A 25,447-nucleotide genomic window follows, 5' to 3' on the forward strand; every position below is an offset into this window, starting at 1 on the left:
ATCAAATTAAAACGCTATAAATAAACAAAAATAATCAAAGAAAATTGTAAAAAATCACGGTACAGATGGTATTATTAAAATTGTTGATTTATATATAAAAAAGTTCGGAGATTTAAACATGGAGATAAAAGCAGTACTTTTTGACCTGGATGGAACCCTGATAGACACGGAGAAGATTTATCAGAAGATATGGCCCGAGACTATTGAACACTTTGGATATCATATGACGAGAGAGCAGTGTTTACAATTAAGAAGTCTGGGCAGACCTTTTGCTCCTTTGCAGTTTAAGGAATGGTATGGTGATGATTTTGATTATCACGAGGCCCGAGCTTATAGAAAGATACTCTTTGAAGAAATCATTGCAAGGGATGGTATCGGACTTAAAGTAGGAGCACGTGAAATTCTTGAGTGGTTAAAAGAGCGCAATATCATCATTGCTACAGCAACCGCAACAGATGAGGAGAGGGCCACAAGATATCTTGAAAAGGTAGGACTTCTTTCTTATTTTGATAAGATCTGCTGTGCGACGATGGTTAAAGAGGGTAAACCGAAACCTGACGTTTATCTGTACGCCTGTGAACAGGTCGGAGTACCGAAAGAAAACTGTATAGCTGTTGAAGATGCACCCAACGGTGTGCGTTCGGCAAGCAGCGCGGGCATAAAAACAATATATATTCCTGACCAGAATGATGACGAGGAAGAGGTAAAAGGGCTGTATTACAGGAAACTTGGTTCACTTTTAGACCTCAAAAATATTATAGAAAATTAAGAAATCATAGGTTCAAACTTCCTTTACACCCCGAACTGAATGGCATAAAATAGTAATATATCTGTGATATCTAGCGATGAAAAACTGATTATAACGAAGCGAGGGGTTCTTTATGGATCAGGTAATTACAAATGAACAGAGAGACATATTAGGAGAAATTGCTAATATCAGTATGGGCAATTCTGCTACAACGCTTAGCATGATGGTTAACAAAAAGGTAGACATCACTACTCCTAATGTTTCTGTAATCAAGCGCAGTGAAACTCTGGATGATTATGAGAACACTTGTATTTTTGTTCAGATTCACTATGTAAAAGGATTGACTGGTAATAACGTTCTTATTCTTAAAGAGAATGATGTCAAGGTTATGACGGATCTGATGATGGGCGGTGATGGTACCAATACTGCCTGCGAGATTTCAGATCTTCATCTTTCAGCAGCATCTGAGGCTATGAACCAGATGATGGGCGCTGCAGCAACATCTCTTTCAATGATGCTCAGTGTTCCTACAGATATCAGCACTCCGGTGGTTAACAGAATAGATGTTGACAGTGTCAAGATTTTTGAAAAGAGTTTTGAGACGGAATATGATAATTTTATAAAGGTAGCTTTCAAGATGACTATTGAGGATCTGATCGATTCGACGATGGTTCAGTTATATCCTGTTCAGTTTGCTCGCGAGATGTGCGATAAATTTATGGCAAAGGATTAAGTGTACTTGGGAAAAGTACATCGGTAAAACAGCTAACATGAACAAAGCAGAAGTATTAGAAATAAGGAAACAATTCACACCCGACAGATGCACTATTGATCACATCTGCGGGTGTTATGTTGATGGGGAAAAAAACAAGCGCCTTGTGTTTCGCAAGGCGTTTCAAAGTTTACCGGATGAAGAGATGTTTAAATACCTTGATATTTTCAAGCATACTCTTTCCGGTGTATTTGGTAAGACTCTGATAAACCTGGAATTCCCAATTGATCAGGAGGAAGAGGGGGGCACTCAGGAGTTTTTGCTGAGGCTGAGAGATTCGCATCTTGAGGATGATGCGCTGATCGATGAATTTTATGAAAAGATCATTGCCAATTATATTTATGGCGAGAACTACCTGATCATTCTCGTACATGCTGTCTATGACGTTCCGGGAATGACTAAAGACGGAATTGAGATGGAGGATGCTTCCGATACTATTTACGATTACATCCTCTGCAGCATATGCCCCGTTAAGCTTTCGGAGGCAGCACTTGGATACAATGAAAAGACCAATGATATAGAGGACAGAATCCGTGACTGGATTGTTGATAAGAATCCGGGCAAGGGATTCCTGTTTCCAGCTTTTATAGAAAGAAATGCGGATATCCATAACATGCTTTATTTCTCCAAGAAGGCGGATGATATACAGCCCGAGTTCATACAGGCTCTTTTCGGTGGACAGCCGCCTATGTCAGCGCCTGCCCAGAAGGACCTGTTTGAGGAACTTGTTCAGGAGGCTATAGGAGAAGAGGCTGATTATGATGTGATGAAAAACATCCATGATAATCTGGCAACAATGATAGAAGATCATGAGGACGAGAGTGAGCCGTTAGAGCTGACTAAGGAGGATGTAAGACATCTTTTAAGGGATAGCGGCGTACCTGATGAGCGAATGGACTTCTTTGACAAGAAATACGAGGAGGTTGTAGGAGAGGAGGATTGCCAGCTTCTTGCAACCAACATAGCGCATACAAGGAAGTTTGATATAGAGGCACCGAATGTAATCATTAAGGTTGCTCCTGACAGGACCGATCTTGTGGAGACAAAGATAATAGACGGCAGACAATGTCTGGTTATCGCGGTGGACGATCATATTGAAGTAAACGGGGTAAATGTAAGGACGTTTATAAAGTAACTAATATACGATTTTGCTTACTTAACCCAGTGATTTTGTGGTTAAATTTTATAAAATTGAATTTTAAGAGAGCGCATAGACGCTCTCTTATTTGAAGATAGGAAGGTGAAAAATGGTTAAAAAGATTTTAGGGGAGTTACATGAGTTTAAACTTCCGAGTATCATTACCCCTATCTGTATGATAGGTGAGGTTATTGCGGAAATGATCATTCCCATTCTTATGGGAAGAATCGTTGATCTTGGAATCAACGGAGCGGACATGGGCTATATCATGCGTACCGGATTAATGATGATAGTTGTTGCCCTGTTTGGTCTGTTTGCAGGTCTTGGCGGTGCTTATTTTGGTGCTAAGGCATCTACAGGTCTTGCCAGAAACCTTAGGAAAAAGATGTTTGATAACATTCAGACCTTTTCCTTTGCAAACATAGATAAGTTTTCTTCATCCGGACTGGTAACAAGACTTACCACCGATGTCACGAATATCCAGAATTCATATCAGATGATACTTAGAATGGCAATGCGAGCTCCTGCTTCAATGGTGATCGCACTGATCATGTCATTTGTAATAAATGCCAGACTCGCAAGCATTTATCTTATTGCTGTAATCGGTCTTGGCTGCTTTATTGCATTCATCATGAGCAAGGCTACCAAGTATTTCAAAGCGGTATTTGAGAAATACGACAGACTTAATGAGAGTGTGCAGGAAAACGTATCAGCCATTCGCGTCGTGAAGGCATATGTACGTGAGGACTATGAAAAGGCTAAGTTTAAGACTGCGGCTTTGAATATTTTTGAAATGTTTGTTAAGGCCGAGAAGGTTGTAACCTTAAACGGACCGGTAATGACTGCAACAGTTTACATCTGTATTCTTCTTATCAGCTGGTTCGGTGCACATATGATCGTTGCTGAGGAACTTACGACCGGAGCTATGATGAGTCTTCTCACATACTGCATGAATATCCTCATGAGCCTTATGATGCTTTCAATGATCTTTGTCATGATAACAATGTCACAGGCAAGTGCAAAACGTATCGCAGAAGTGATTGATGAGGAGACAAGTATTGCTAATCCTTCCAACCCTGTTATGGAGGTTAAGGATGGAAGCATAGTTTTTGATAATGTCAGCTTTTCATATAGTGTTGACGGAACAGAGCCCGTTCTTAAGGATGTAAACCTTGATATTAAGTCAGGTGAGACCATCGGTATTATTGGTGGAACCGGTTCCGCAAAATCATCACTGGTAAATCTTATCAGCCGCCTCTATGACGTTACAAAGGGAAGCGTAAGCGTGGGCGGAATTGATGTCAGAAAATATGACATGGAGGTTCTCCGAAATCAGGTTTCGGTAGTTCTGCAGAAGAATGTATTGTTTAGCGGAACTGTCGCTGAGAACCTTCGCTGGGGTGACAGGAACGCTACTGATGAGGAGATTAAAAGAGCCTGCCATCTGGCCTGTGCAGATGAGTTTATTGAGAAAATGCCCGATGGATATGACACCTATATCGAGCAGGGTGGTACCAATGTTTCCGGTGGTCAGAGACAGCGTCTTTGCATAGCAAGAGCACTGCTTAAGAAGCCTAAAATACTTATTCTCGATGATTCAACAAGCGCAGTTGATACCGCAACGGATGCAAAGATCAGAAAAGCTTTCGCTGAGGAGATTCCTAATACAACCAAGCTTATTATTGCACAGAGAATATCAAGTGTTCAGGAATGCGACAGAATTATTGTAATGGATGACGGTATGATAAACGGCTTTGGAACACATGATGAACTGCTTAAGAATAACGATATTTACCGTGAGGTTTATGAATCTCAGGTGGGCAGCAGCGGTGATGCTGATTTTGATAGCAAGTAATAAATTTGGAGGCTTACAGATATGGCAGAAGAAAAAGTTAAAGAAATTAGGGGACCCGGAGCCAGAGGAATGAGAGGCGGCCCGAGACCTAAGATAAAGAATCCCGGAAAACTCTTTAAGAGACTTATGTCCTACGTTTTTAAAGACTACGGAATACATATGGTTCTGGTTGTGATTTGCATTATCCTGTCAGTTGTGGCAAGTGTTCAGGGAACAATGTTTACCAAGACTCTTATCGACGTGTACATTACACCGCTCATGGGGCAGGCAAATCCTGACTATGGCCCGCTTGCAAAAGCTATCGGCAATGTGATCATTTTCTATGCAGTCGGTATTGTTGCAGCTTTTGTCCAGGCGAGACTTATGATCTACGTTGGACAGGGAACACTTAGAAATTTGAGAATTGAAGTGTTCAACCACATGGAATCTCTTCCTATCAAGTATTTTGATACTCACGCTCATGGAGATATCATGTCAATCTATACCAATGATATCGATACCTTGAGACAGATGATCGGAATGAGTATGCCGCAGCTGTTAAACAGTGCAATTACAATTGCCAGTGTACTTGTTTCAATGTTTATCCTGAGCGTGCCGCTTACGATAGTAACACTTATTATGGTTGCATTTATGCTTTTTGTTACGGCCAAGGCAACCAAGGCTTCCGGTAAGAATTTCGTTGCACAGCAGAAAAATCTTGGTGCTCTCAACGGATATATCGAAGAGATGATGACTGGTCAGAAGGTTATTAAGGTGTTCTGTCATGAAGAAGAGACAATAAAGAACTTTGACGTTCTCAATGAAGAGCTTTATCAAAGTGCTTTTAAGGCTAATACTTTTTCAGGTATTCTTGGACCCATCAATGCACAGCTCGGTAACTTGAGCTACGTGGTTTGCGCAATCGTTGGTGGAGCTATTGCCCTTAATCAGTACTTTGGCTTTACAGTCGGCGGACTTGCCAGCTTCCTTGCTTTTAATAAGAGCTTTTCAATGCCTATTAACCAGGTATCAATGCAGTTTAACAGTATCATCATGGCACTTGCCGGAGCAGAGCGTATTTTCAATCTTCTTGATGAAACACCTGAGACTGATGAAGGCTATGTAATGCTTGTTAATGCAAAGGAAGAAAACGGACAGATTGTTGAGTCTTCCGAATTCACAGGACGTTGGGCATGGAAGCACTATCACAAGGCTGACAACACAACAACCTACCAGCCCATGGAGGGTGATGTAACCTTCAATGATGTGGACTTTGGATATACGGATGAAAAGATTGTCCTTCACAACATTCTTCTTCATGCTAAGCCGGGTCAGAAGGTTGCACTTGTTGGATCCACCGGTGCAGGTAAGACTACCATCACAAACCTCATCAACAGATTTTATGATATTCAGGATGGTAAGATCAGATACGATAACATCAATGTTAACAAGATCAAGAAGGCTGACCTAAGAAAATCCCTCGGCATGGTTCTCCAGGATACACATTTGTTCACGGGAACGGTTGCTGAGAATATCCGCTATGGAAAACTGGATGCAACTGATGAAGAAGTTAAGGCAGCAGCTAAGCTTGCAAATGCGCACAGCTTTATAAAGAGGCTTCCAGAAGGCTATAATACAATGCTGACAGGTGACGGCGCTAATCTTTCACAGGGTCAGAGACAGCTCCTGGCAATCGCAAGAGCAGCTATAGCTAATCCGCCGGTTCTTATTCTGGATGAGGCGACAAGCTCTATCGATACACGTACCGAGAAAATCGTACAGGATGGCATGGATAAGCTGATGCATGGTCGTACAACCTTCGTAATAGCTCACAGACTTTCAACAGTTAAGAACAGTGACTGCATCGTTGTTCTTGAACAGGGCAGAATAGTCGAGATGGGAACCCACGAAGAACTGCTTGAACTTAAGAAGAGATATTACCAGCTCTATACAGGTAACAAGCCTGAGATGGTATCCGCGTAAACTATATAACACAACTAAAGTCGGGACAGGAATCCATCTGTTCCGACTTTTTTGTTCGCAAACCTTATCTGTTCATAAGTTCATGGATGGCGGCTTCATATTTTTCGTCCTTATCGGTTGCGAAGAAGACTTTATCGGCGCCGGATTCTCTTGCTTCGATAAATGAGTCCTTATCTGTGGCAACTGCGATGACAGGAATGTGGTTGAAGCCGGCACGATCTTTGATATAATGAACAACCTGATCACCTGACACCTTTTCTATGTCAAGGTCGAGGATTATCAGTTTTAAGATCTCATGATATTGGCTGATGTAAGTCAGAGCGGTATCTCCGCTGTGAGTTTCGATTATTGAATACTTATCGGATTCACGTTCTGTCAAAAGAGAAGCCCGCGGATTGTCCCTGGAGCTCGCGAGAAGAATGAGAGGTTTCTCAAAGGCTTCTGTTTTGGGGACTACCCATGTACTTACGCAGTTTTTGCCCATGATCTTTGACTGATAGAGAGCATCATCAGCCATACGGAATATTTCTCCCATGGGATGATCACCGGTATCAATGATGGCACCAATACTTAGCGAAAAACGATGACCTGTTCCAAAATCAAGATCGGTCATCATCATCTGCAAACTACGGCAGCGCATCTCTGCTATATCAAGACGAGCTATTCCGGGCATAAATACCATGAATTCATCGCCACCAAATCTGCCGATGTAATCTGAGGATCTGAAGTTTTTTCTAAGTAAGTCTCCAATGCTTGCTAACAGCTTATCGCCGACATTGTGTCCGAAGTTATCGTTTACCTGTTTGAAATTATCAACATCAATAATACACATTCCACAAGGCTCGCCCGGTTTTCTTCTATCAAAATAATTGTTGATGGAAGAAAGAAGAGCACCTTTATTCAGGAGAAAGGTCAGCTTATCTATAGTGCTTATTTTCGTGAGCTCCTCAATAGCCAGCCCTTCTTCGGATCTGACTTCAAGAATGATGTGCGCGCTTAGCATAGAAAGGACATAGGAAGCAAGCGCGAGATAAACATCTCTGTGGAATATTTCCACAGGCTTCGTAAAGTAAGATGATACGCAGAAAATAATAATAAGCGACAGTTCAAACAAGCCGTATTTATACATTCTTGCAATGTATACCGTGGGGAATACGACAAGGTAGAGAGGGAACCACATAGATTGATGATTGGAATATGAGGTCATGTCTCTTAAGATAAACAGTATAAATAGCGTAAAATAGAAGGTGGTGCAAAGCGCGTCTGAAAGCTTGGAGCTTATCTTATGATGTGTTCTTGTATACAGGTTTATAAGAAAATATATTGCAAGCAGTGGGATTAGCAGAAAATGAGCAATGCTCAGCTGGAAATCCGGAACGATCACTTTTGCAAGGAAAATCATCGCAATAAGGCACATGGAAATATACATGCATGATTTTCTCAGCATGTAACGGTTGGTATCTTCGATAGAAGGCTTACATTTATGAAAATATTCAAGTATTTTTCTGTTTTCCCGGCTGGTGTTGAAAACCGGAGATTTACCTGTATCGTTCATTAAATAGCCTCATTGTAACAGTTACTTCATTACAGGAAGTGTTTCGTCATATATAACATCTTCATTGTGTGTAACAACTCGCCATTCCAGTATTCTGTAGGAAGGAAAATCTGTATTTTCTAAATAATTCGGTTGTATTGCTATATCAAGTGTCTGAAATTCACTTAATGTAAAGCTCTTTTTTATCATGTCCTGTGCATCTGAATCTATTGCCGACATGTTTCTGAATTTTGGTTCATTTTCCGCTATAAAACCATTGGCCTCATGGCAGGCGTTATAATATGCTATGGATCTTTCCTGCATCTTTTTACTTAGTACATAATCGGCTCTTGAATTTACAAGAGTAAGCGAAGCAAAAGATATAAGGCTGAGAACCAAGAATATCAGAAGTATGGATGCAGCTCCTATGTGAGTGCTGTATACCTGTTTATGGTTCATAAGCTATTACCTCCGCTGTTCCGATATAGTAATCCGTATACCTGTCTGAAATAATATCCGGATCATCTTTATCAGGTATCTGATCAATTACTGTTTCATCATCCATTTCAAGAATTGTTATTTCGCCTTGCAGTGCATCACCTGACATAATGGATGTATCGGCCTCTGTATCTGCGTAGATTTCACTTGCAGGAAGCTTTACTATGCATAAAAGAAGCTCGTATTTTGCGTTATGAAGAGTATCATTTTGTGACGGAAAGTCTATAAGCTTCCAGTTTTCATCAAAATACATGACCATGGTTCCTATCTCGGGGTTGTCCTCGTAGGAGACAAGAACCACTGAATTGTCAGCAAAGAAGTTAGCTATATCGTGGAGGTTACCTTTGCATCCGTGGAATACCTCTGAAATATTCTGAGTCCACAAAACAGAATTATTAAGCTCGATTGATTCCTCTGAAAGGCTGTGGGCATTCACAAATAATTGAATACATATCGCCCCGGATATCGAGAAAAACATGATCGATATGATGAGCTCCATAAGGAAGAGACTCGTTTTGCTATGGCGTGTATGGTTCATCATCTTGTTCCCGTCCCCGATCGTTTTGATGTGATGAAAGTAAGCTCTTCGTCATCGCTAAGGGTGATCGTGATAAGCAGAAGACCATCGCCCTTAGAGGTGATGACAAGATCATTTATATCCATGATGCGCTGCCCTGATTCAGGAAGCAGATTTTCCACATCGGCTCTTGAAAACAGCTCCATAAGTGAACCTTCGTATTGATACAGATAAGTGACATAATCCACAGCGCCTATCGTAGTATCGATCCTGAGAGCTCCTGATTTGTTAAAAATATCAGTATTTATATTTCCCTCAGCATCATATTGTCTGAGTTTTTCGGTTATATATGCATAGGCTGTACGCCTGTCATAATTATCGGACAGTGTGGAGACACTTCTCTTATAAATACTGGACCCCAGGGCAATAAGCATCAGAGCTCCCATCGCGAAAAGAAAGAGGAGAGCTATGACAAAAAGCATATCCACTGTATGTCTGTTGTCCATTTGCTTTTTCATTTTATGAATGATGCTCCTCTGCTAACATGCAAAATGGTGACATCCGGATAAATGTTGGATGCTACGGGTCTGTAGTCTACATAAAACAAACTTTTGTCGTAAACAAGAGCATAGTGCTCCTCAAGATATTCGAGGCTTGGGGGATATATCCCTTCAATGGAGTAGCACTGCACTATATCTCTTTCGATTGCTGTATAAAGGCTGGCTTCCTGCTTTTTTGCCGTGCTCTTGCTTATCTGTGATACACCTACGTAGAAAAAGACTACGATAAAAATAATCACAAGAGTGGGAATAATAAAGCCGATAAGGCTCAGTATTAAGTTTTGCTGTTTCTTAAGTGTCAGGTCTTCCATAAATTATTATCCGATTGATGACATGATACCCATAAGGGGTAATATCACTGAAAGCAGTATCATTCCCACTATAAGTGAGAGTATTATGACTAGTGTCGGCTCCAGGATGGATACGAAATTATACATTTTCCGCTGCGTGGTTTCCGAGTACTTTCTGGCTATCTGCTGCATAACAGTGTCCATCGAACCTGACTGGAAGCCAATGGCTATCATCCTCGAGTAGAACTTATTGAAAATGCCGGCTTCTTTTACTGCTTCGGGGAAGCTGTCTCCGGAAGCTATGAGGGAACGACAGGTTTCAATTTTGACGATCATATCATTGTATTCAACGAGATTACTGACTAGCCTTAGGCCCTCATAAGTATCCATGCCGCTTGAAAGCGTAAGGACCATTCCATTGGCGAATCTGGCAGTTGCGATTTCGTTGTAAATGGTTCTTATGGGTTTAATATGCATTCCTATTGAACGAAAGATATTACGGCCCTTTTTGGTTTTTATAAAGAATATGCAGCCGCAGGTTAATATAAGCATCAGTAATATGAAGACTATGGAATAGCGATTCAGGGCATTTCCTATTGCTACAAGTGTCCTTGAAAAGCTGTTCATATCAGTTCCGAGCTGTGCAAATACCTGTCCGAAAATGGGCAGAACCTGAGTTATCAAGACTATGATGACAACTATCATCATGCCGATCATTATGAGGGGATAGGAGATTGCACTACTGATGTTGGTTCGTATTGCGTCCTCCTGCTCGTAGTAATCCGCAAGAGAATCCATTACCAGATCGAGATTTCCGGACTCTTCACCTATTGTTACCATGTGAATTACATAGCCTGGAAAGGCTCCGGTCATCTGAAGTGCAATATGGAATTTTTCTCCGGAGCTCAGAATCTGAGAAATAGTCCGCAGTGTGGAGTCGTCATCTTCAAACTTGAAATCCTGAAGCATGATTTCAATTCCTTCAAGAGGCGCAATTCCTGCCTTTATCAGCAGTGCCATCTGTCTGCAAAAAACGGAGATCTCATAATCTGATAAAAGTTTTCCAGTCTTTGATTTCATCTTTGTCTCCCGGTTTAATAGATGTATTTTGTCTTATAGTTTTCGCCGTCACCTATAAAGGATTTCAGCTTTTCTGTTTCTGTGGTTGAAGCAAAGGTTGGATCCATTAATGACCACTTTTTTCCATCGAATTGGATCATACCGTTGACCCAGCCTATATCTTTTATATAAGTGCTTATCCATGCATGGTATGCTGTGCCTGCATATCCTACTTCCATTCGGGTAGGAATTCTTTGCGATCTGAGCATGGCAGTCATTAGAACGGCATAATCGAGACATATGCCTTTTCCTGTTGTCAGGACTTCATCAATATCCGGAATGTAGCCGCTCTGCACGGTTTCAGCTTCCTCGTAGTCATATGTCATACTGCTTATTAGTGCGTTGTACACGGAGGATACAACATCAAGATCGCCGTTCGCCGTATACGATAAGTATTCGCTGTATGCAATTGCCTGATTGCCCTCATTGAAATCAACATATTGATTTGGATATAGGAAGGGCAGGAATTCATCATTTAATGTGACATTTATCTCCTGTGTAAAAGCTGTTACATACTGGGTTCCCACAAGGTTTTCGTAAATACATATCAGGTAATCTCCGTCCCCGGCCTGTAGCGGAAAAACTTCATCTTCACCGCCGCCTGTTTTCAGGTCATAGGTATATACAACTTCATCAGGGCCGGTGATGCGCAGCTTAACTTTCGGCGACTCACCGGTGTAGCGGATTATCACGTAACCTTCAGAGCTGTTAGAGGCATCCACAACAGCCAGGTTACTCTTGTAAACGACCGTCCCGCTGCTTTTAGGTTTAAGACACAGAGGAGTGTTGTCCCTCGTTCCTTTTACAAGAGTTGACACATCATAGGCTTCTCTGTTCGCCATGGCTTTTGCGGCGAGTAATCTGTCCTCATCAATAACAAGGCCATGAGGAAGCACGATCAGTAATATTGGGGACAAAAGAATGACCACCAGCATGATCAGGCTTATGTTGATACAAGCCGAAAGCATATAATAAGGACGATCTCTTTTGCCATCTACTAGAGAGGATAATATATTGTCGTCTTTTTCAAGAAAGTCAGTATCCTTGCCTGATGAATGTAAAATCTCAAGCAGTATGGGAGTGACCTGGTCCTCGCCCATATGAAATTGGTTTTTCTTGTTTTTTACATAATTCATAGGCTATCAGAACCCTGCAGTTTTCTTAGCTCGAGGATATGTTCTCTTGAACTTGCAAGGCATTTTTCAACATGCTTCTTTGTTATGTGAAGAGCATTTGCAATATCCTTTTCCTGAAGTCCTACAAAATCGTGTAGGAAGAATATCTGTTTTTCAGAAAAAGGTAGTGATTCAAGCTCCTCCGGATGAAGTAATGAATACAGATCAGTCCGGGAATCGGTTATTACTTTCTCGTAGCATATGTCAAAAGCAATCCTTCTAATCCATGAGGTGAAAAGAGAAGGGTCTTTGAGCTTTAGTATGTTCTTCAAAGCTGTTGTATAAACATCACAAACAGCAAAGGACGCACTTCTGTCATCACCTAGAATGTGCCTGCAGTAATTGTAGGTGTCATCTACGGTGAGAAGATATAATGCGGAAAAACACTCTATATCATCATTCCAGGCTCCAAGGACGAGAGCCGGAATTTTTGACAAATCTTTTTTTGCAGGCATTCTCGTCTCCTTAGGTAAGAGTTTTAGGGTTTACTGAAAAGTTCTTGTATGCACTTGTGATAATGGAATAGAAATGCTCTGCACTACTATCATCTCCAAGTGCACTTGAATATGTGATCTCAATCGGAAGACAGTCTGACAATGTGTTGTGATTGTGTATGCGCCTTCCAAGATCTCCGAGGAATAGTTCTATAATGTTTTTGTCACAGTTTTCGATTACAACCAGGAACTCATTTCCGCTGTTTCTTCCGATAAGACCATATTGCCTTCCTACAGACTCCAGAATGGAGCAAAAATCCGAAATAACTTTGTCGCCGCTTCCTCTGCCGCATTTCTCATTTATCTCTTTTAAGTTATCAAGCACTATCAGAACGCAGCCAAGATGAAACAGCTTTTCAGGAGAATCGTATTTAAGCGATATCCGGTCAATGCTGTATCTGTTTGGAAGCCCGGTAAGTCTGTCAAGAAATGAAAGATCTTTCAAATCCCGAACCATATCCTGGTTTTTCTTTATTAAAACAAAATCCATGAAAACAGAGAGAAATCCTGCCAAAAGGCAGAGCCAGATTACAATAAATGAGATGAGAAAACTCTTTTCTTCCCAAATGGAATTACGAAGATCCTGATTAGTGATGAGGATAAAAAAGTATATTAAGGCAAGCAAAATGAAAACTGCCATGAATACAGCTTTTGTAATGCAGATTTTCTTCACGAGTTTAGGCCTGTAAGACATCAAAATCCCCCTCTGATGGCATAAAATGGCATATTTTCTTACTTAGAAATATTATAAGGGATACACATTCAAAAAAAATATTCTAACTATAAACTAAGGATAAAGTTAGGCTAAAATATTCGGAAAATCAAACATTATTTAAATGCAATTTAGTATAATTACGCTGAGGTGATTCTATGATAGTTTTGTTTGTATTTTTATTGTTGTTAGCAATATTTTTGGCATTGGGAATATATCTTTATATTGATGAGTGCTCCCAGCTGCAAAAAAGGCTTCTTCGCCTTGGTGTCGCAAAAGAGCAGATTATGGTCTTTCCAAAGAAGTTTTGGATATTCGGACTTAAGGAGCTTCTTTACGAAAAAGAAACGGAACTGGCGGAGGAGTGCTTTCTGACTGTTGAGAAGGATATTTAAAGGTTATATCTTATGAGGAGGTAGCTATATGGCTGAAAGCAATAACGAGAAGAAAAAGGGCTTTTCATTAACCAGTGTAAGGCCAAAGCTGATAAGTACGATGATACTTATTTGTATGGTTCCGCTTGTGATAATCCTGGTTATCAATTATCAGAGCTCTATGAGTAAATCTCTTGCCGATGCAAAAGACATCAATATGTATAAGGCAGGAGTGGTTGAAAAGTCCTATATGCAATATATTGAAGAAATGGTAATAGGACTTGAGACGATAGCAACTAATCCGGGCACGATTTCTTTCATGCAAAGATCTGAGGAGCTTCGTGATATTGAGCCTATGCAGCTCTGGCTTCAGGATGTGGAATCAGAACTTCAGGGTGACAGTTCAATAGTTCTCACCCAGCCGGATGGTAATCAGGTAGTAAGATCATCCGGTGAACTTCAGAATATTGCAGACAGAGATTACTTCCAGAGATGTATTAAGGATGGTAAAACCTTTATTTCTGAAGTATATGCTTCAAAGTCAAATGGGTCCGCCACAATTTTTATAATCACAGGAATAAAGGATGCAGGAGGACAGATCATAGGTACTGCACAGAGGAGTTATGCACTTGATGCACTGCACGATTTCCTGGCAAGTGCAGTGGATACATCTGCCGGAGAGGAAGCATTTATTCTTGATTCGTCAGGACAGGTTATAGGTCATTCAGGATGGGAAGTTGATGCCAATGACCTTCAGGATTTCAGTCATCTCGAGATTTATCAGATGGCACAGTCGGCAGATTCCGGAAGCTACATAGGTAAGACAAACGGCAGGAAAGTTGTTATGTCCTTCCAGAAGGAGCCTCAGACAGGCTGGATAGTTATCACGGTTGCTGATTACAATACGGTAATGAAGCAGACAATCACAAGTGCGACAGTAAGTATTGTCCTTGGAATAGTAATGCTTGTAGTAGCTTCGCTTATATCACTTAATATGGCTAATTCCTTCACGAAGCCCCTTGAGGAAGTAAATGATACAGTAAGCAGGCTCGCAGAAGGTGAATTCAGAAGCATTGAGAAATTTACAAACAGACAGGATGAATTTGGAGACATCATTAACAATACAAATGCTGTTATAGATAAATTAAGATCGATAGTTTCCAGTATTAAGGATTCGACGATATCGGTAAATAATTCGTCTGAGGAGCTGGCTGATATGTCTAATCAGATTTCCCAGACAGCTGATGATGTATCTACGGCGGTTCAGGAGATTGCATCGGGTGCAACCCAGCAGGCTGACGAGATACAAAGCGTAACTGAGAATGTTGGCAACATCGGCGAAGCCACAGGACATGTTCAGAGCAGTACTGATGATCTTTCAAATCTTGCGGGACGAATGCAGTCAGTCAGTACAGAGTCAGCTCAGAGTCTTGCGGATCTTCAGCACAGTTCAGAGAGTATGAGTCAGAGTATAAGTAAGATCACTGAGAAGATTGGTGCTACAAGCCAGGCCGTAGAGAATATAAATGAAAAGGTTATGGGAATCGCATCTATCGCTTCCCAGACAAACCTTTTGTCCCTCAATGCTTCAATCGAAGCAGCGCGTGCCGGTGAAGCAGGAAAAGGCTTTGCGGTTGTTGCTGAGGAAATCGGAAAGCTTGCGGATGATTCAAGGAATATGGCTGATGATATCAGAAGAGAGATGGATGTTCTCCTTTCGGAGTCACAGTCTGCCGTTGCCATGGCTTCAGAGGTTCAGAAGCAAAATGATGAACAGCAGCAGGTTCTTGGAACTACCGTGCAGAGTGTCAATGCGATGATAGAGGATATTTCATCTACTGTTGTAAGTGTTAAGAGTATCGAAACAGACGCAGGTACCTGTGTAGATGCCAAGAATGTAGTTGCGGATGCGATGGCTTCACTATCTGCCATTTCCGAAGAAAACGCCGCTTCCTCAGAGGAAACCGGCGCCTCAATGCAGGAGCTTTCCGCAACAGTTACGACTCTGGCATCCTCAGCTGACTCCCTCAAGGAAGTTGCTGAGAAGCTGAATAACGAGATGGCTTTCTTTAAGTAAGCATCCAGCGAGGCATTTTCGAGTTGAAGATGCGAATTTAGTTCTGGCGCGCGAAGCGAGAGCAGAACTTCCTTAAGTACGGGCTATTAAAGATCAAGGAAGGTGGGCTTTCGCTGTGAGAATACGGCGTAGCGTTTGAAGCCACATGATTTCACCATTTCTACGGCGGTTTCGAAGCCGAGGCCTACGTTATCGGGTTTGTGGGCGTCGGAACCGAAGGTTATTATTTCGCCGCCCAATTCGTGGAAGCGGGAAATGATTTCCTTTGAAGGATTCAAATCTCCAAGAGAGGGTTCGCTATAAAGGGCTTTGGTGTTTACATCGAGGCCCTTCTCTTTTGCTATTAGTGTTTTCAAAATCTCATCGATAATGTCTGAATAATCTTTGTAGCTGTAATTTTTGTTGAGGTTTGGAGCGTAGCGGACAAGGTAGTCCAGGTGTCCTAAAACGTCAAAGTCATCAAACAGAGTTATGTTCTCCAATGTTGATTCAAAGAATTCCATAAAAGCTTCTTTTTCCTTACGTCCTTCATAAAAAGAAGAGTAGTAGGGATCTTTTCCGTGGCATAGATGGTTTGAGCCAATGACAAAGTCAAAGGGATATTTTGCAAGGTATTCCCTGTTGCGCTCTACAATATGAGGTTGCAGACCAAGTTCAATGCCAAAATGGATATCTATTATTCCGGCATATTTTTCCTTGAATAATATCAGTTCGCGCTGATATGCGTCTGTATCTACTTCAAAAAGTCCCTCAGGCTCCGTAGGTGTTATAGGATAGTCCATGTCCATGTGTTCCGTTATGCAGATCGCGGAAAGCTTTTTTTCGAGGGCTTTCTCTATAATTTTTTCCATGGGAGATTCACAGTCTCCGGAGTGATGTGTATGTATATGAAAATCAGCAGGTAAACTATGTGCCATAAAGTTTTTCTCCATTCATAAAATATCAGGGTACTATTTTAGCATTTTTACTGCATAGTTTCCAAATAATCTTTTATGCGATATAACGATAAAATGAAAAGACGGTGACCGTTTCGGCCACCGTCTTGATAATAATATTTAGATTTATATTTTAGGAGGTTATGACTTGAAGAATTCCATCTCGGCATTAAGCTGTTCGGCAATGTCTTTGAGGCTGCTTGCTGATCCTGCAAGAGTAGTAACAGTAGCTGAAAGCTCCTGCATGGAGGCGCCTGTTTCTTCTGAGGATGCGGCATTTTCTTCGGATATTGCTGAAAGTGCACTCATTGTATCGACAACTGCATTCTTGGAGGATTCGCAGGTGTCAGCACCCTGAGAGATGAGCTGTACACCACCTACAGTACTGCCGATATCGCCAAGCATTCCGTTTACGGCATCGAGAGTCTCACCAAGAGCGATCTGCTGATCATTATTGCCCTGACGGACATCCTCTGCAGCCTGAACCGCAGCCTGAGACTGTCCGAGAAGAACATCCATTTCTTTTCTGATATCATCAGCCATTGCCTTGGAATCGTCGGCAAGCTTACCGATTTCTTCAGCAACTACTGCAAATCCCTTACCTGCTTCACCAGCTCTTGCGGCCTCAATACTTGCATTAAGTGAGAGGAGGTTGGTCTGCGTTGCGATTGAAGAAATGCCTTCAACCTTATCATTGATATTTGAAACGGCTTCCTGAGTAGCTGCTATTGTTTTGGAGATTTCATCAATCTTTGCAGTCATCTCGACGGAAGAATCCTGAAGAGAAGCAAGTGATCTGCTGGAAACCTCTGAAGCTTCTTTCATCTTACCCGCAAGATCGGAAAGACTGCCTGTAGAGCTTTGGACATCTCCGACTGCATCGCCGATTCTGCCGACATTTTCTGATGCACTCTGAATTTCGTCTGCCTGCTGTGTAGCACCTGATGCAATTTCCTGAACTGCATTTGATACGTCTTCAGCGGTCTGTGAAATCTGATTTGCCATATCGGACAGTTCTTCCGATGAAGAAGCTACGCTGTTTGCGCTGGATTTAATGCTTCCAACTATTTCACTGAGCTTATCTATAACAGAGTTGGTATTGTCAATCATGATACCGAACTCATCTTTTCTCTGACGTTTTTCATCGACTTTTTCAAATCGACCATCTGCGAGAGCTTCAAGAGAAGTGCTTACTCCATTTATGGGCTTTACGAAAGCGCGGCCCATCAATATAGAAACAACAGCGGCAATGATTGCCATTACAATACCGATGGCTACGATGATAGAAGCTGTTTTTCTTGCGGTGCTAAGGACCTTGACAGAATTGGAGGCTACGCAAATAGTGTATTTTGTCTGGGGCTCTTTTACATAAGCTACATAAGCATCATAGCCTCTGCCTGTATCAACGAAGTAGAAGCCGGAATCTAAACCTGAAACCATGAATTCGGAAGTTGCTCTGGATTCTTCTTCATGGGCGCCCTCGCCAATTTCATACTGGGAATGAGCTGCAACCAGACCGGTTCTGTCTGTGATAAAGGCATCCTCTGATTCGCCTGCAAGGAATGTATGGAATTCACTAAGATTGTAATTTCTCTGAACGATACCGATTGGAGCTCCTGATGTACCTATGACAGGAGCGGCAAAGGTAATCTGTCTTGCGCCGGTGGATGCACTTACGATTACGTCTGAAACATATGGAGTTCCTTTCATTGCGTTCTGGAAATACTCACGCTCATGTACATCAACAAGCTTACCATCGTCTGTACGCATGATCTGCACACCATCACCACCTGTCAGAGTAGTGGCATTGCCATCTGAGAGGACATCATCAACGCCCTGAAGAGTGGACATTATGACGTCATCTCCAATGCCGGCCTCGGGAAATTCCATATAGGCCTGAATTGTAGGGTTCTCACCAACCTGACGAATCATATCCATGTTCTGATTTATAAGATCAGCAAACTGCGCCTCGATGTATCTGGCCTGCCACTGCATGGAGTCCTGTGCGTCCTCCATGGCTTTGTCTGTTGAAGTCTTATAGCTTATAATAATAGCGACTAAAAGCGGAACAAGAGCTACACCAAGCATTGCTGCAATAAGCTTGGTCCTAATACTGTTTGAGAAGCTGATCTTGGGACCAGCCTTTTGCTTGTTTATAGTTTCCTTAGCCATAATCTACCTCCATATATATTTTTAGGAAATACTTATTTGTATGATTATATAAAAAATATTCAAGGTTTTGCTGATTATAAACGATTTATAATAAAAATTTTAATGTTTATTTATATTAATTATAAAAACGGAATAACGTTTATGAAAAAAAAATAAAAACGGCCTATTTGGCGTGCTTGAGTGATATTCTTAAGATGATATTTTGAAAATGATATGTGGATAATTCATGGTTATTTTTAGGAATCTGATAAATGTTTTTTAGTCGATAGGAGGCATAGATAATGGCTAAAGTAAATGTTAATGACGGACAGGGAAAGATTGCTTTTATGGACAGTATCAAAACGAAACTTATAGGTGTTATGCTGGCGGTGACTATCATTCCGCTGGTAATATCAATTGGTGTCAGCTATAAGACTTCTACGAATAAGGCAATAACTGATGCAGAGAATAGCGTAGACTGGCAGGCTTGGTATATTCAGGCTACATTCGACGGTGTGATTAACAACAATTTTAAGACCATTCAATCTGTGGGAATGTCTCCTGCAATAGCTGATTTTATGGAAAATCAGGATGATGAGTATCATAGGGAAAGAGCTCTTAAGTATCTTTCAGGTGTGGATGAAATGCTTGCAGATGGAAATCTGACTGTTCTTACAGGTGCTGACGGAATGCAGGTGCTAAGGACCAAAGGAGACCTGGTTGATGTGTCAGAGAGGGATTATTTTAAGACTGCTATGACAGGAAAAAATGCAGTTTCTAATGTAATCGTATCTACAGCCACAGGAATCAGACAAATTACCATGGCTTGCCCGATTTTCGGTAATGATGGTTCTGTTGTTGGAATTGTACAAAGAAACTATGATCTGAATGAGTTTCATAATCTCCTTGTTGATGAAGCAGAAGGAAACGAAGCGTTTTTGGTCGCTCCCGATGGTGTGCTTGCGGCCCATTCTGATTATGAGATAGCAGCGACTGATGATCCGACAGATCTCAGTAAGTCACCCTTTATGACTTCTACAGAACAAAATGCTGTGTATGTATCAAATTATGGCGGATCTAAATCTATTGTGGCATTTGTCAAAAACGAACAGACAGGATATGTAATAAGCTGTGCCGAACGAATGAATGTCGTTATGGCATCCGCAAGAAAATCGGCACTTATCGTTATTCTCATTGGAGTGATAATGCTGGTTATTGCAGTAGTTATTTCATTACTAATGGCTAAGTCATTTGTTGATCCTGTGAAGGATGTCAATGATTCGCTGGCTGCTCTTGCAGACGGAAGATTCTCGGTTATAGAGAAGCATGGCGGCAGAAAGGACGAATTTGGCCATATGGTGGTAAATACAAATTCAGTTCTTAATAAGCTCTCTGAGATTGTTGGAAGAATTAAAGAATCAGCGTCAAGTGTTGCCCAGTCATCTGAAGAGCTTTCTGATACAGCTAATCAGATATCCCAGACAGCTGAGGATGTTTCCAATGCAGTTCAGGAGATAGCATCAGGTGCTACACAGCAGGCTGACGAGATCCAGAGTGCATCCGAGAATGTTGGAAGGATCGGAGATGCGGTTATGGATGTTCAGAACTCTACCGGAAATCTCTCAGGAATAGCACAGAAGATGAAGGAAGCTTCGGAAGTTTCCAGCAGATCACTGGAATCTCTGCAGGCATCTTCCTCTGATATGACCAATAAGATTGATGATATTTCGAATACCATTTCCGCAACCCAGGAAGCGGTATCCAATATCAACGACAAGGTCGAGGGTATTGCGTCCATTGCAACTCAGACAAACCTTCTGTCACTGAATGCTTCTATTGAGGCTGCAAGAGCCGGAGAAGCAGGAAAAGGCTTTGCGGTTGTTGCAGAAGAAATAGGAAAGCTTGCTGATGATTCCAAGCAGATGGCTGATGATATAAGAAGAGAGATGGATATTCTGCTTGAGCAGAGTAATGCAGCTGTTTCTGCAGCCGCAGAGGTTAAACAGGGCAATATGGATCAGCAGATTGCACTTGGTGAGACTCTCGAGGCTGTAAACGGAATGCTTGAAGATATTGGAAGTACTGTGGGCGGAGTTGACCTGATTTCCCAGGGAGCTGAGACCTGCGACTCTTCAAAGAATGCAGTTGTTGATACAATGAGTGCGCTGTCTGCAATATCTGAAGAAAATGCAGCTTCCTCAGAGGAAACAGGAGCATCAATGCAGGAGCTTTCTGCAACAGTTACAACGCTTGCATCCTCTGCTGACGATTTAAAGGCAATTGCAGATACACTTAGGGAGGATATGAGCTTCTTTAAGTAAGTACACCGTGAGGTATTTTCGAACGGTGGTATGCACTTAGTGTTGGCGAGCACGAAGTGCGAGAGCAGAACTTCCGATATTATTATGTAAATTTATCCCTGCCCCGGAATATTTCCGGGGCAAATTTATATACAATAAAACTTTTTTCGTATAATTAAAAACTGTATTTAGTAAATTCAAACTTTTTCGTGATTAATTTGTGATTTTCTTATCGGATTACTTGAAAATTGCTAAGATTTCAGATAGAATAAATGTGCTGTCAAATTTTTGACAATCAGTTGTAAAGAATTAGTAACAGCAAATAAAATTTTTAATATCATTTTAGGAGGACTTAAAATGGCAGTAAAGGTAGCAATTAATGGTTTTGGCCGTATCGGTCGTCTTGCATTCAGACAGATGTTTGAGCACGAGGGAACAGAGATCGTAGCAATCAACGATCTTACAGATCCTAAGATGCTTGCACACCTTCTTAAGTATGATTCTTCACAGGGTAAGTACAAGTATGCTGACAAGGTTTCATACAGCGATCACTCAATCACAGTTAATGGTAAAGAGATCGAGATCTACAAGGAGGCTGATGCTAATAACCTTCCTTGGGGCAAGATCGGTGTAGACGTTGTTCTTGAGTGTACAGGTTTCTACACATCTAAGGATAAGGCTCAGGCACACATTAACGCTGGTGCTAAGAAGGTTGTTATTTCTGCTCCTGCAGGAAATGATCTTCCTACAATTGTATATAACGTTAACCACGAGACACTTACAGCAGATGACAACATCATCTCTGCAGCTTCTTGCACAACAAACTGCCTTGCACCTATGGCTAAGGCTCTTAACGACTATGCACCTATCCAGTCTGGTATCATGGCAACAATCCATGCTTACACAGGTGATCAGATGATCCTTGACGGACCTCAGAGAAAGGGTGACCTTAGAAGAGCTCGCGCAGGCGCTGTTAACATCGTTCCTAACAGCACAGGTGCTGCAAAGGCTATCGGCCTTGTTATTCCTGAACTCAACGGCAAGCTCATCGGCGCTGCTCAGAGAGTACCGGTTCCGACAGGTTCAACAACACTTCTTTTCGCTGTAGTTAAGAGCAGCACAGAAGTTACAAAGGATAGCATCAACGAGGCTATGAAGAAGGCTTCTGATCCTGAGACATTCGGTTACAACGAGGACGAAATCGTATCTTCTGATATCGTTGGAATGACATATGGTTCACTCTTCGATGCTACACAGACAATGGTAACAAAGATTGGTGACGACCTTTACGAGGTTCAGGTTGTTTCATGGTATGACAACGAGAACTCTTACACATCTCAGATGGTTCGTACAATCAAGTACTTCGAGAAGTTCGTTAAGTAAGCACCGCGCGAGGTATTCGCGAGCGCATGGTGCGCACTTAGTTCGATCGAGCGCAAGCGAGAGTCGAACTTCCTTATGAACTATTTAAAGAGATCTTATGTGAGGTCCGGTCCTAATGGACCGGACCTCATTTTAGGTTATTCACTTAATGAGGTATTTTCGAATTTAGTGAATAAGCTGGTTCTGTCAAGCGTAAGCGAGAGCAGAACTTCATTATTAAAATTCCAGGAGGATAAACAAATGGCACTTAATAAGAAATCAGTTGACGATTTCAGCGCAAAGGGCAGAAGAGTACTTGTTCGTTGCGACTTCAATGTACCTCTTAAGAACGGCGAGATCACAGACGAGACACGTATCAACGCTGCTCTTCCTACAATCAAGAAGCTTATCGCTGATGGCGGCAAGGTTATCCTTTGCTCACATCTCGGTAAGGTTAAGAACGGCCCCAACGATGGTGAGTCTCTTGCTCCTGTAGCAAAGAGCCTTTCTGCTAAGCTTGGTAAGGACGTTAAGTTTGTAGCAGATTTCAACGTAACAGGTGCTGATGCAACTGCTGCTGTTGAAGCTATGAACGAGGGTGATGTTGTTCTTCTTCAGAATACACGTTTCCGTGGCAAGGAAGAGACAAAGCCTTCAGATGCAGGCGAAGCTTTCGCAAAAGAGCTTGCAGATCTTTGTGATGATTATGTATGTGACGCTTTCGGTTCTGCTCATAGAGCACATGCTTCTGTAGCTGTTGTTACAAAGTATGTTCGTGAGAAGGGTGGCAACTGTGCAGTTGGTTACCTTATGCAGAAGGAGATCGATTTCCTCGGCAACGCTGTTGAGAATCCGGTACGTCCTTTCGTAGCAATCCTTGGTGGTGCTAAGGTTGCTGATAAGCTCAACGTTATCAATAACCTTCTTGAGAAGTGCGATACACTTATTATCGGTGGTGGTATGGCTTACACATTCCTTAAGGCTAAGGGATATGAGGTTGGTCTTTCACTTGTTGATAACGAGAAGATCGATTATTGTAAGGAAATGATGGAGAAGGCTGAGAAGAATGGCAAGAAGCTTCTTCTTCCTATTGATACAGTTGTATCTGGCGGCTTCCCGGATCCTATCGACAATCCTGACATCGAGACAGCTATCGTTGAGTCAAATGCAATTCCTGCTGACAAGGAAGGCCTTGACATCGGCGTTAAGACAAGAGAGCTTTTCGCAGACGCTGTAAAGAGTGCGAAGACAGTTGTTTGGAACGGACCTATGGGTGTATTCGAGAACCCTGTACTTGCTGAAGGTACAAAGGCTGTTGCTAAGGCTCTTGCTGAGACAGATGCTACAACAATCATCGGTGGTGGTGATAGTGCAGCAGCAGTTAATCAGCTTGGCTTTGCAGACAAGATGAGCCACATCTCAACAGGTGGTGGCGCTTCCCTCGAGTTCCTTGAAGGCAAGGAGCTTCCTGGCGTAGTTGCAGCAGACGATAAGTAATCACTTTTTAAGGAGAATAAAAATGGCACGTAGAAGAATAATTGCCGGCAACTGGAAGATGAACAAGACTCCCAGCGAGGCAGTAGCTCTTTGCGCAGAGCTTAAAGATCTTGTAAAGAATGATGCTGTTGACGTAGTTTACTGCGTTCCGGCTATCGATATTGTACCTGTAGTAGAGGCTGTTAAGGGCACAAACGTACACGTAGGAGCAGAGAACTTCTACATCGTTGATAGCGGTGCTTACACAGGTGAGATTTCAGCTCCTATGCTTAAGGATGCTGGAGTAGAGTATGTTATCATCGGTCACTCAGAGAGAAGAGACATCTTCGGTGAGAACGATATCCTTATCAACCAGAAGGTTAAGAAGGCATTTGCATCAGGCCTTACACCTATCCTTTGCTGTGGTGAGTCCCTTGCACTTCGTAAGGCTGACACATACAAGGAGTGGATCGAGAGACAGATCACATGGGATCTCGATGGCGTAACAGCTGACCAGGTTAAGAAGCTTGTTATCGCTTATGAGCCTATCTGGGCTATCGGAACAGGTGAGACAGCTACAGCTGATCAGGCTGAAGAGGTTTGCGGACTTATCCGTGAGCTTATCGCTAAGCTTTATGATCAGGCTACAGCTGATGAAGTTCGCATCCAGTACGGCGGATCTATGAACGCTGGCAACGCTGCAGAGCTTCTTTCTAAGCCCAATATCGATGGTGGTCTTATCGGTGGCGCTTCACTTAAGCCTGACTTTGGCAAGATCGTTAACGCTTGATAAGATAAACTGATTTAGATTTTATGGAACGGATTCAATTTGGAAATTAATCCAATTGAATCCGTTTCTTTTAAGTAATCACCTTAGGGTGATTTAGGAGAGCATTATGAAAAAAGATAACATCATTCTGATCGGAATGCCGGCATCAGGTAAGAGTACAGTCGGCGTTATACTTGCCAAGATTCTTGGCTATAATTTTATAGATTCGGATATAGTGATTCAGGAAAAAGAGGGTCGTAAGCTTTCTGAGATTATTGAAACGGAAGGTATTGACGGCTTTATAAATATTGAGAATAGAGTAAATGCCGGTATTGAAGTTCAAAAGACTGTTATAGCGACCGGCGGCAGCGTTGTTTATGGCAACGAGGCAATGCAGCATTATAAGAATATTGGAAAAGTGATATATATGAAAGTGGACATGGAAGTCCTGAGTAAGAGACTAAGTGACGTGAAGCAGAGAGGCGTAGTCATGAAGGAGGGACAGTCGCTTGTGTCTCTTTATAATGAGCGCTGCAAGCTTTATGAGCAATATGCAGATATTGTTATAGATGAGAAGAACAACACCATGGAAGAGGTGCTCGCAGATATTCTTGCGAATGTATGAAAAT

The 25,447-nt window shown here is 41.9% G+C and carries 23 protein-coding genes; 12 read left to right on the plus strand and 11 right to left on the minus strand.

Features of this window, described 5'->3' with window-relative positions:
- Positions 1-118 precede the first annotated feature (118 nt).
- From G586_RS0105810 to G586_RS0105830, 5 genes are all read left to right on the plus strand, one after another.
- Positions 119-769, plus strand: coding sequence for an HAD family hydrolase (locus tag G586_RS0105810; RefSeq protein ID WP_035772644.1), 651 nt, complete (start codon positions 119-121; stop codon positions 767-769).
- A gap of 112 nt (positions 770-881) precedes the next feature.
- Positions 882-1,481, plus strand: coding sequence for a flagellar motor switch phosphatase FliY (gene fliY, locus G586_RS0105815; protein WP_026526984.1), 600 nt, complete (start codon positions 882-884; stop codon positions 1,479-1,481).
- A 37-nt stretch (positions 1,482-1,518) separates the two neighbouring features.
- Positions 1,519-2,655 (plus strand): DUF4317 domain-containing protein, encoded by a 1,137-nt coding sequence (locus tag G586_RS0105820; protein WP_026526985.1) that lies wholly within the window; start codon positions 1,519-1,521, stop codon positions 2,653-2,655.
- 112 nt (positions 2,656-2,767) lie between these two features.
- Positions 2,768-4,513 (plus strand): ABC transporter ATP-binding protein, encoded by a 1,746-nt coding sequence (locus G586_RS0105825; RefSeq protein WP_026526986.1) that lies wholly within the window; start codon positions 2,768-2,770, stop codon positions 4,511-4,513.
- A gap of 21 nt (positions 4,514-4,534) precedes the next feature.
- On the plus strand, positions 4,535-6,475 hold the full coding sequence (locus G586_RS0105830; protein WP_035772645.1) for an ABC transporter ATP-binding protein: 1,941 nt from the start codon (positions 4,535-4,537) through the stop codon (positions 6,473-6,475).
- 64 nt (positions 6,476-6,539) lie between these two features.
- Here the strand turns inward: G586_RS0105830 and G586_RS24685 are convergent, their stop codons facing one another.
- Genes G586_RS24685 through G586_RS0105875 form a run of 9 tightly spaced genes read right to left on the minus strand, consistent with a single transcriptional unit; the run spans position 6,540 to position 13,356 of the window.
- A complete protein-coding gene (locus tag G586_RS24685; protein WP_026526988.1) occupies positions 6,540-8,030 on the minus strand; it encodes a diguanylate cyclase in 1,491 nt (496 codons plus the stop codon).
- A 21-nt stretch (positions 8,031-8,051) separates the two neighbouring features.
- Complete coding sequence (locus G586_RS0105840) at positions 8,052-8,468, minus strand: hypothetical protein (RefSeq protein WP_026526989.1); 417 nt, start codon at positions 8,466-8,468, stop codon at positions 8,052-8,054.
- On the minus strand, positions 8,458-9,048 hold the full coding sequence (locus G586_RS24690) for a hypothetical protein (protein ID WP_051204596.1): 591 nt from the start codon (positions 9,046-9,048) through the stop codon (positions 8,458-8,460). Before G586_RS24690 ends, G586_RS0105840 begins: the two co-directional genes overlap by 11 nt.
- Positions 9,045-9,542, minus strand: a complete 498-nt coding sequence (locus tag G586_RS0105850) for a DUF4860 domain-containing protein (protein WP_026526990.1) — start codon at positions 9,540-9,542, stop codon at positions 9,045-9,047. Before G586_RS0105850 ends, G586_RS24690 begins: the two co-directional genes overlap by 4 nt.
- A complete protein-coding gene (locus tag G586_RS0105855; protein WP_026526991.1) occupies positions 9,539-9,895 on the minus strand; it encodes a hypothetical protein in 357 nt (118 codons plus the stop codon). The genes G586_RS0105850 and G586_RS0105855 overlap by 4 nt, the downstream gene beginning before the upstream one ends.
- A gap of 6 nt (positions 9,896-9,901) precedes the next feature.
- Positions 9,902-10,954: a type II secretion system F family protein gene (locus G586_RS0105860; protein ID WP_026526992.1), complete on the minus strand. Its 1,053-nt coding sequence runs from the start codon at positions 10,952-10,954 to the stop codon at positions 9,902-9,904.
- A 14-nt stretch (positions 10,955-10,968) separates the two neighbouring features.
- Positions 10,969-12,129 (minus strand): transglutaminase domain-containing protein, encoded by a 1,161-nt coding sequence (locus tag G586_RS0105865; RefSeq protein WP_051204597.1) that lies wholly within the window; start codon positions 12,127-12,129, stop codon positions 10,969-10,971.
- Entirely contained in the window at positions 12,126-12,623 is a 498-nt protein-coding gene (locus tag G586_RS0105870; protein WP_026526994.1) for an RNA polymerase sigma factor, read from the minus strand. The genes G586_RS0105865 and G586_RS0105870 overlap by 4 nt, the downstream gene beginning before the upstream one ends.
- A gap of 10 nt (positions 12,624-12,633) precedes the next feature.
- Positions 12,634-13,356, minus strand: coding sequence for a GGDEF domain-containing protein (locus G586_RS0105875; RefSeq protein WP_026526995.1), 723 nt, complete (start codon positions 13,354-13,356; stop codon positions 12,634-12,636).
- 176 nt (positions 13,357-13,532) lie between these two features.
- On the opposite strand from G586_RS0105875, the gene G586_RS0105880 reads away from it, so the two are divergent.
- Positions 13,533-13,769 carry a hypothetical protein gene (locus G586_RS0105880; protein WP_026526996.1) on the plus strand — a complete coding sequence of 79 codons (237 nt, stop codon included), beginning with the start codon at positions 13,533-13,535 and terminating at the stop codon, positions 13,767-13,769.
- A gap of 28 nt (positions 13,770-13,797) precedes the next feature.
- Complete coding sequence (locus G586_RS0105885; RefSeq protein WP_026526997.1) at positions 13,798-15,825, plus strand: methyl-accepting chemotaxis protein; 2,028 nt, start codon at positions 13,798-13,800, stop codon at positions 15,823-15,825.
- An 86-nt stretch (positions 15,826-15,911) separates the two neighbouring features.
- Here G586_RS0105885 and G586_RS0105890 read toward each other — a convergent pair whose 3' ends face one another.
- Positions 15,912-16,757: a histidinol-phosphatase HisJ family protein gene (locus G586_RS0105890; protein WP_081674230.1), complete on the minus strand. Its 846-nt coding sequence runs from the start codon at positions 16,755-16,757 to the stop codon at positions 15,912-15,914.
- 144 nt (positions 16,758-16,901) lie between these two features.
- Complete coding sequence (locus tag G586_RS0105895; RefSeq protein ID WP_026526999.1) at positions 16,902-18,932, minus strand: methyl-accepting chemotaxis protein; 2,031 nt, start codon at positions 18,930-18,932, stop codon at positions 16,902-16,904.
- Between the two features lie 281 nt (positions 18,933-19,213).
- On the opposite strand from G586_RS0105895, the gene G586_RS0105900 reads away from it, so the two are divergent.
- From G586_RS0105900 to G586_RS0105920, 5 genes are all read left to right on the plus strand, one after another.
- Entirely contained in the window at positions 19,214-21,232 is a 2,019-nt protein-coding gene (locus G586_RS0105900; RefSeq protein ID WP_026527000.1) for a methyl-accepting chemotaxis protein, read from the plus strand.
- Positions 21,233-21,568: 336 nt separating this feature from the next.
- Positions 21,569-22,594, plus strand: a complete 1,026-nt coding sequence (gap, locus tag G586_RS0105905) for a type I glyceraldehyde-3-phosphate dehydrogenase (RefSeq protein WP_026527001.1) — start codon at positions 21,569-21,571, stop codon at positions 22,592-22,594.
- Between the two features lie 240 nt (positions 22,595-22,834).
- Positions 22,835-24,070 carry a phosphoglycerate kinase gene (locus tag G586_RS0105910; RefSeq protein WP_026527002.1) on the plus strand — a complete coding sequence of 412 codons (1,236 nt, stop codon included), beginning with the start codon at positions 22,835-22,837 and terminating at the stop codon, positions 24,068-24,070.
- A 22-nt stretch (positions 24,071-24,092) separates the two neighbouring features.
- Positions 24,093-24,839 carry a triose-phosphate isomerase gene (gene tpiA, locus G586_RS0105915; RefSeq protein ID WP_026527003.1) on the plus strand — a complete coding sequence of 249 codons (747 nt, stop codon included), beginning with the start codon at positions 24,093-24,095 and terminating at the stop codon, positions 24,837-24,839.
- 106 nt (positions 24,840-24,945) lie between these two features.
- Positions 24,946-25,443 (plus strand): shikimate kinase, encoded by a 498-nt coding sequence (locus tag G586_RS0105920; RefSeq protein ID WP_026527004.1) that lies wholly within the window; start codon positions 24,946-24,948, stop codon positions 25,441-25,443.
- Positions 25,444-25,447: the final 4 nt, after the last annotated feature.

Source organism: Butyrivibrio sp. VCD2006 (assembly GCF_000423925.1).
Lineage (GTDB): Bacteria > Bacillota > Clostridia > Lachnospirales > Lachnospiraceae > Butyrivibrio.

Bases quoted from the DNA above. Each gene is read 5' to 3' on its own strand.
- G586_RS0105810 (WP_035772644.1), top strand. From the start codon at position 119: ATGGAGATAAAAGCAGTACTTTTTGACCTGGATGGAACCCTGATAGAC.
- fliY (WP_026526984.1), top strand. From the start codon at position 882: ATGGATCAGGTAATTACAAATGAACAGAGAGACATATTAGGAGAAATT.
- G586_RS0105820 (WP_026526985.1), top strand. From the start codon at position 1,519: ATGAACAAAGCAGAAGTATTAGAAATAAGGAAACAATTCACACCCGAC.
- G586_RS0105825 (WP_026526986.1), top strand. From the start codon at position 2,768: ATGGTTAAAAAGATTTTAGGGGAGTTACATGAGTTTAAACTTCCGAGT.
- G586_RS0105830 (WP_035772645.1), top strand. From the start codon at position 4,535: ATGGCAGAAGAAAAAGTTAAAGAAATTAGGGGACCCGGAGCCAGAGGA.
- G586_RS24685 (WP_026526988.1), bottom strand. From the start codon at position 8,030: ATGAACGATACAGGTAAATCTCCGGTTTTCAACACCAGCCGGGAAAAC.
- G586_RS0105840 (WP_026526989.1), bottom strand. From the start codon at position 8,468: ATGAACCATAAACAGGTATACAGCACTCACATAGGAGCTGCATCCATA.
- G586_RS24690 (WP_051204596.1), bottom strand. From the start codon at position 9,048: ATGATGAACCATACACGCCATAGCAAAACGAGTCTCTTCCTTATGGAG.
- G586_RS0105850 (WP_026526990.1), bottom strand. From the start codon at position 9,542: ATGAAAAAGCAAATGGACAACAGACATACAGTGGATATGCTTTTTGTC.
- G586_RS0105855 (WP_026526991.1), bottom strand. From the start codon at position 9,895: ATGGAAGACCTGACACTTAAGAAACAGCAAAACTTAATACTGAGCCTT.
- G586_RS0105860 (WP_026526992.1), bottom strand. From the start codon at position 10,954: ATGAAATCAAAGACTGGAAAACTTTTATCAGATTATGAGATCTCCGTT.
- G586_RS0105865 (WP_051204597.1), bottom strand. From the start codon at position 12,129: ATGAATTATGTAAAAAACAAGAAAAACCAATTTCATATGGGCGAGGAC.
- G586_RS0105870 (WP_026526994.1), bottom strand. From the start codon at position 12,623: ATGCCTGCAAAAAAAGATTTGTCAAAAATTCCGGCTCTCGTCCTTGGA.
- G586_RS0105875 (WP_026526995.1), bottom strand. From the start codon at position 13,356: ATGTCTTACAGGCCTAAACTCGTGAAGAAAATCTGCATTACAAAAGCT.
- G586_RS0105880 (WP_026526996.1), top strand. From the start codon at position 13,533: ATGATAGTTTTGTTTGTATTTTTATTGTTGTTAGCAATATTTTTGGCA.
- G586_RS0105885 (WP_026526997.1), top strand. From the start codon at position 13,798: ATGGCTGAAAGCAATAACGAGAAGAAAAAGGGCTTTTCATTAACCAGT.
- G586_RS0105890 (WP_081674230.1), bottom strand. From the start codon at position 16,757: ATGGAGAAAAACTTTATGGCACATAGTTTACCTGCTGATTTTCATATA.
- G586_RS0105895 (WP_026526999.1), bottom strand. From the start codon at position 18,932: ATGGCTAAGGAAACTATAAACAAGCAAAAGGCTGGTCCCAAGATCAGC.
- G586_RS0105900 (WP_026527000.1), top strand. From the start codon at position 19,214: ATGGCTAAAGTAAATGTTAATGACGGACAGGGAAAGATTGCTTTTATG.
- gap (WP_026527001.1), top strand. From the start codon at position 21,569: ATGGCAGTAAAGGTAGCAATTAATGGTTTTGGCCGTATCGGTCGTCTT.
- G586_RS0105910 (WP_026527002.1), top strand. From the start codon at position 22,835: ATGGCACTTAATAAGAAATCAGTTGACGATTTCAGCGCAAAGGGCAGA.
- tpiA (WP_026527003.1), top strand. From the start codon at position 24,093: ATGGCACGTAGAAGAATAATTGCCGGCAACTGGAAGATGAACAAGACT.
- G586_RS0105920 (WP_026527004.1), top strand. From the start codon at position 24,946: ATGAAAAAAGATAACATCATTCTGATCGGAATGCCGGCATCAGGTAAG.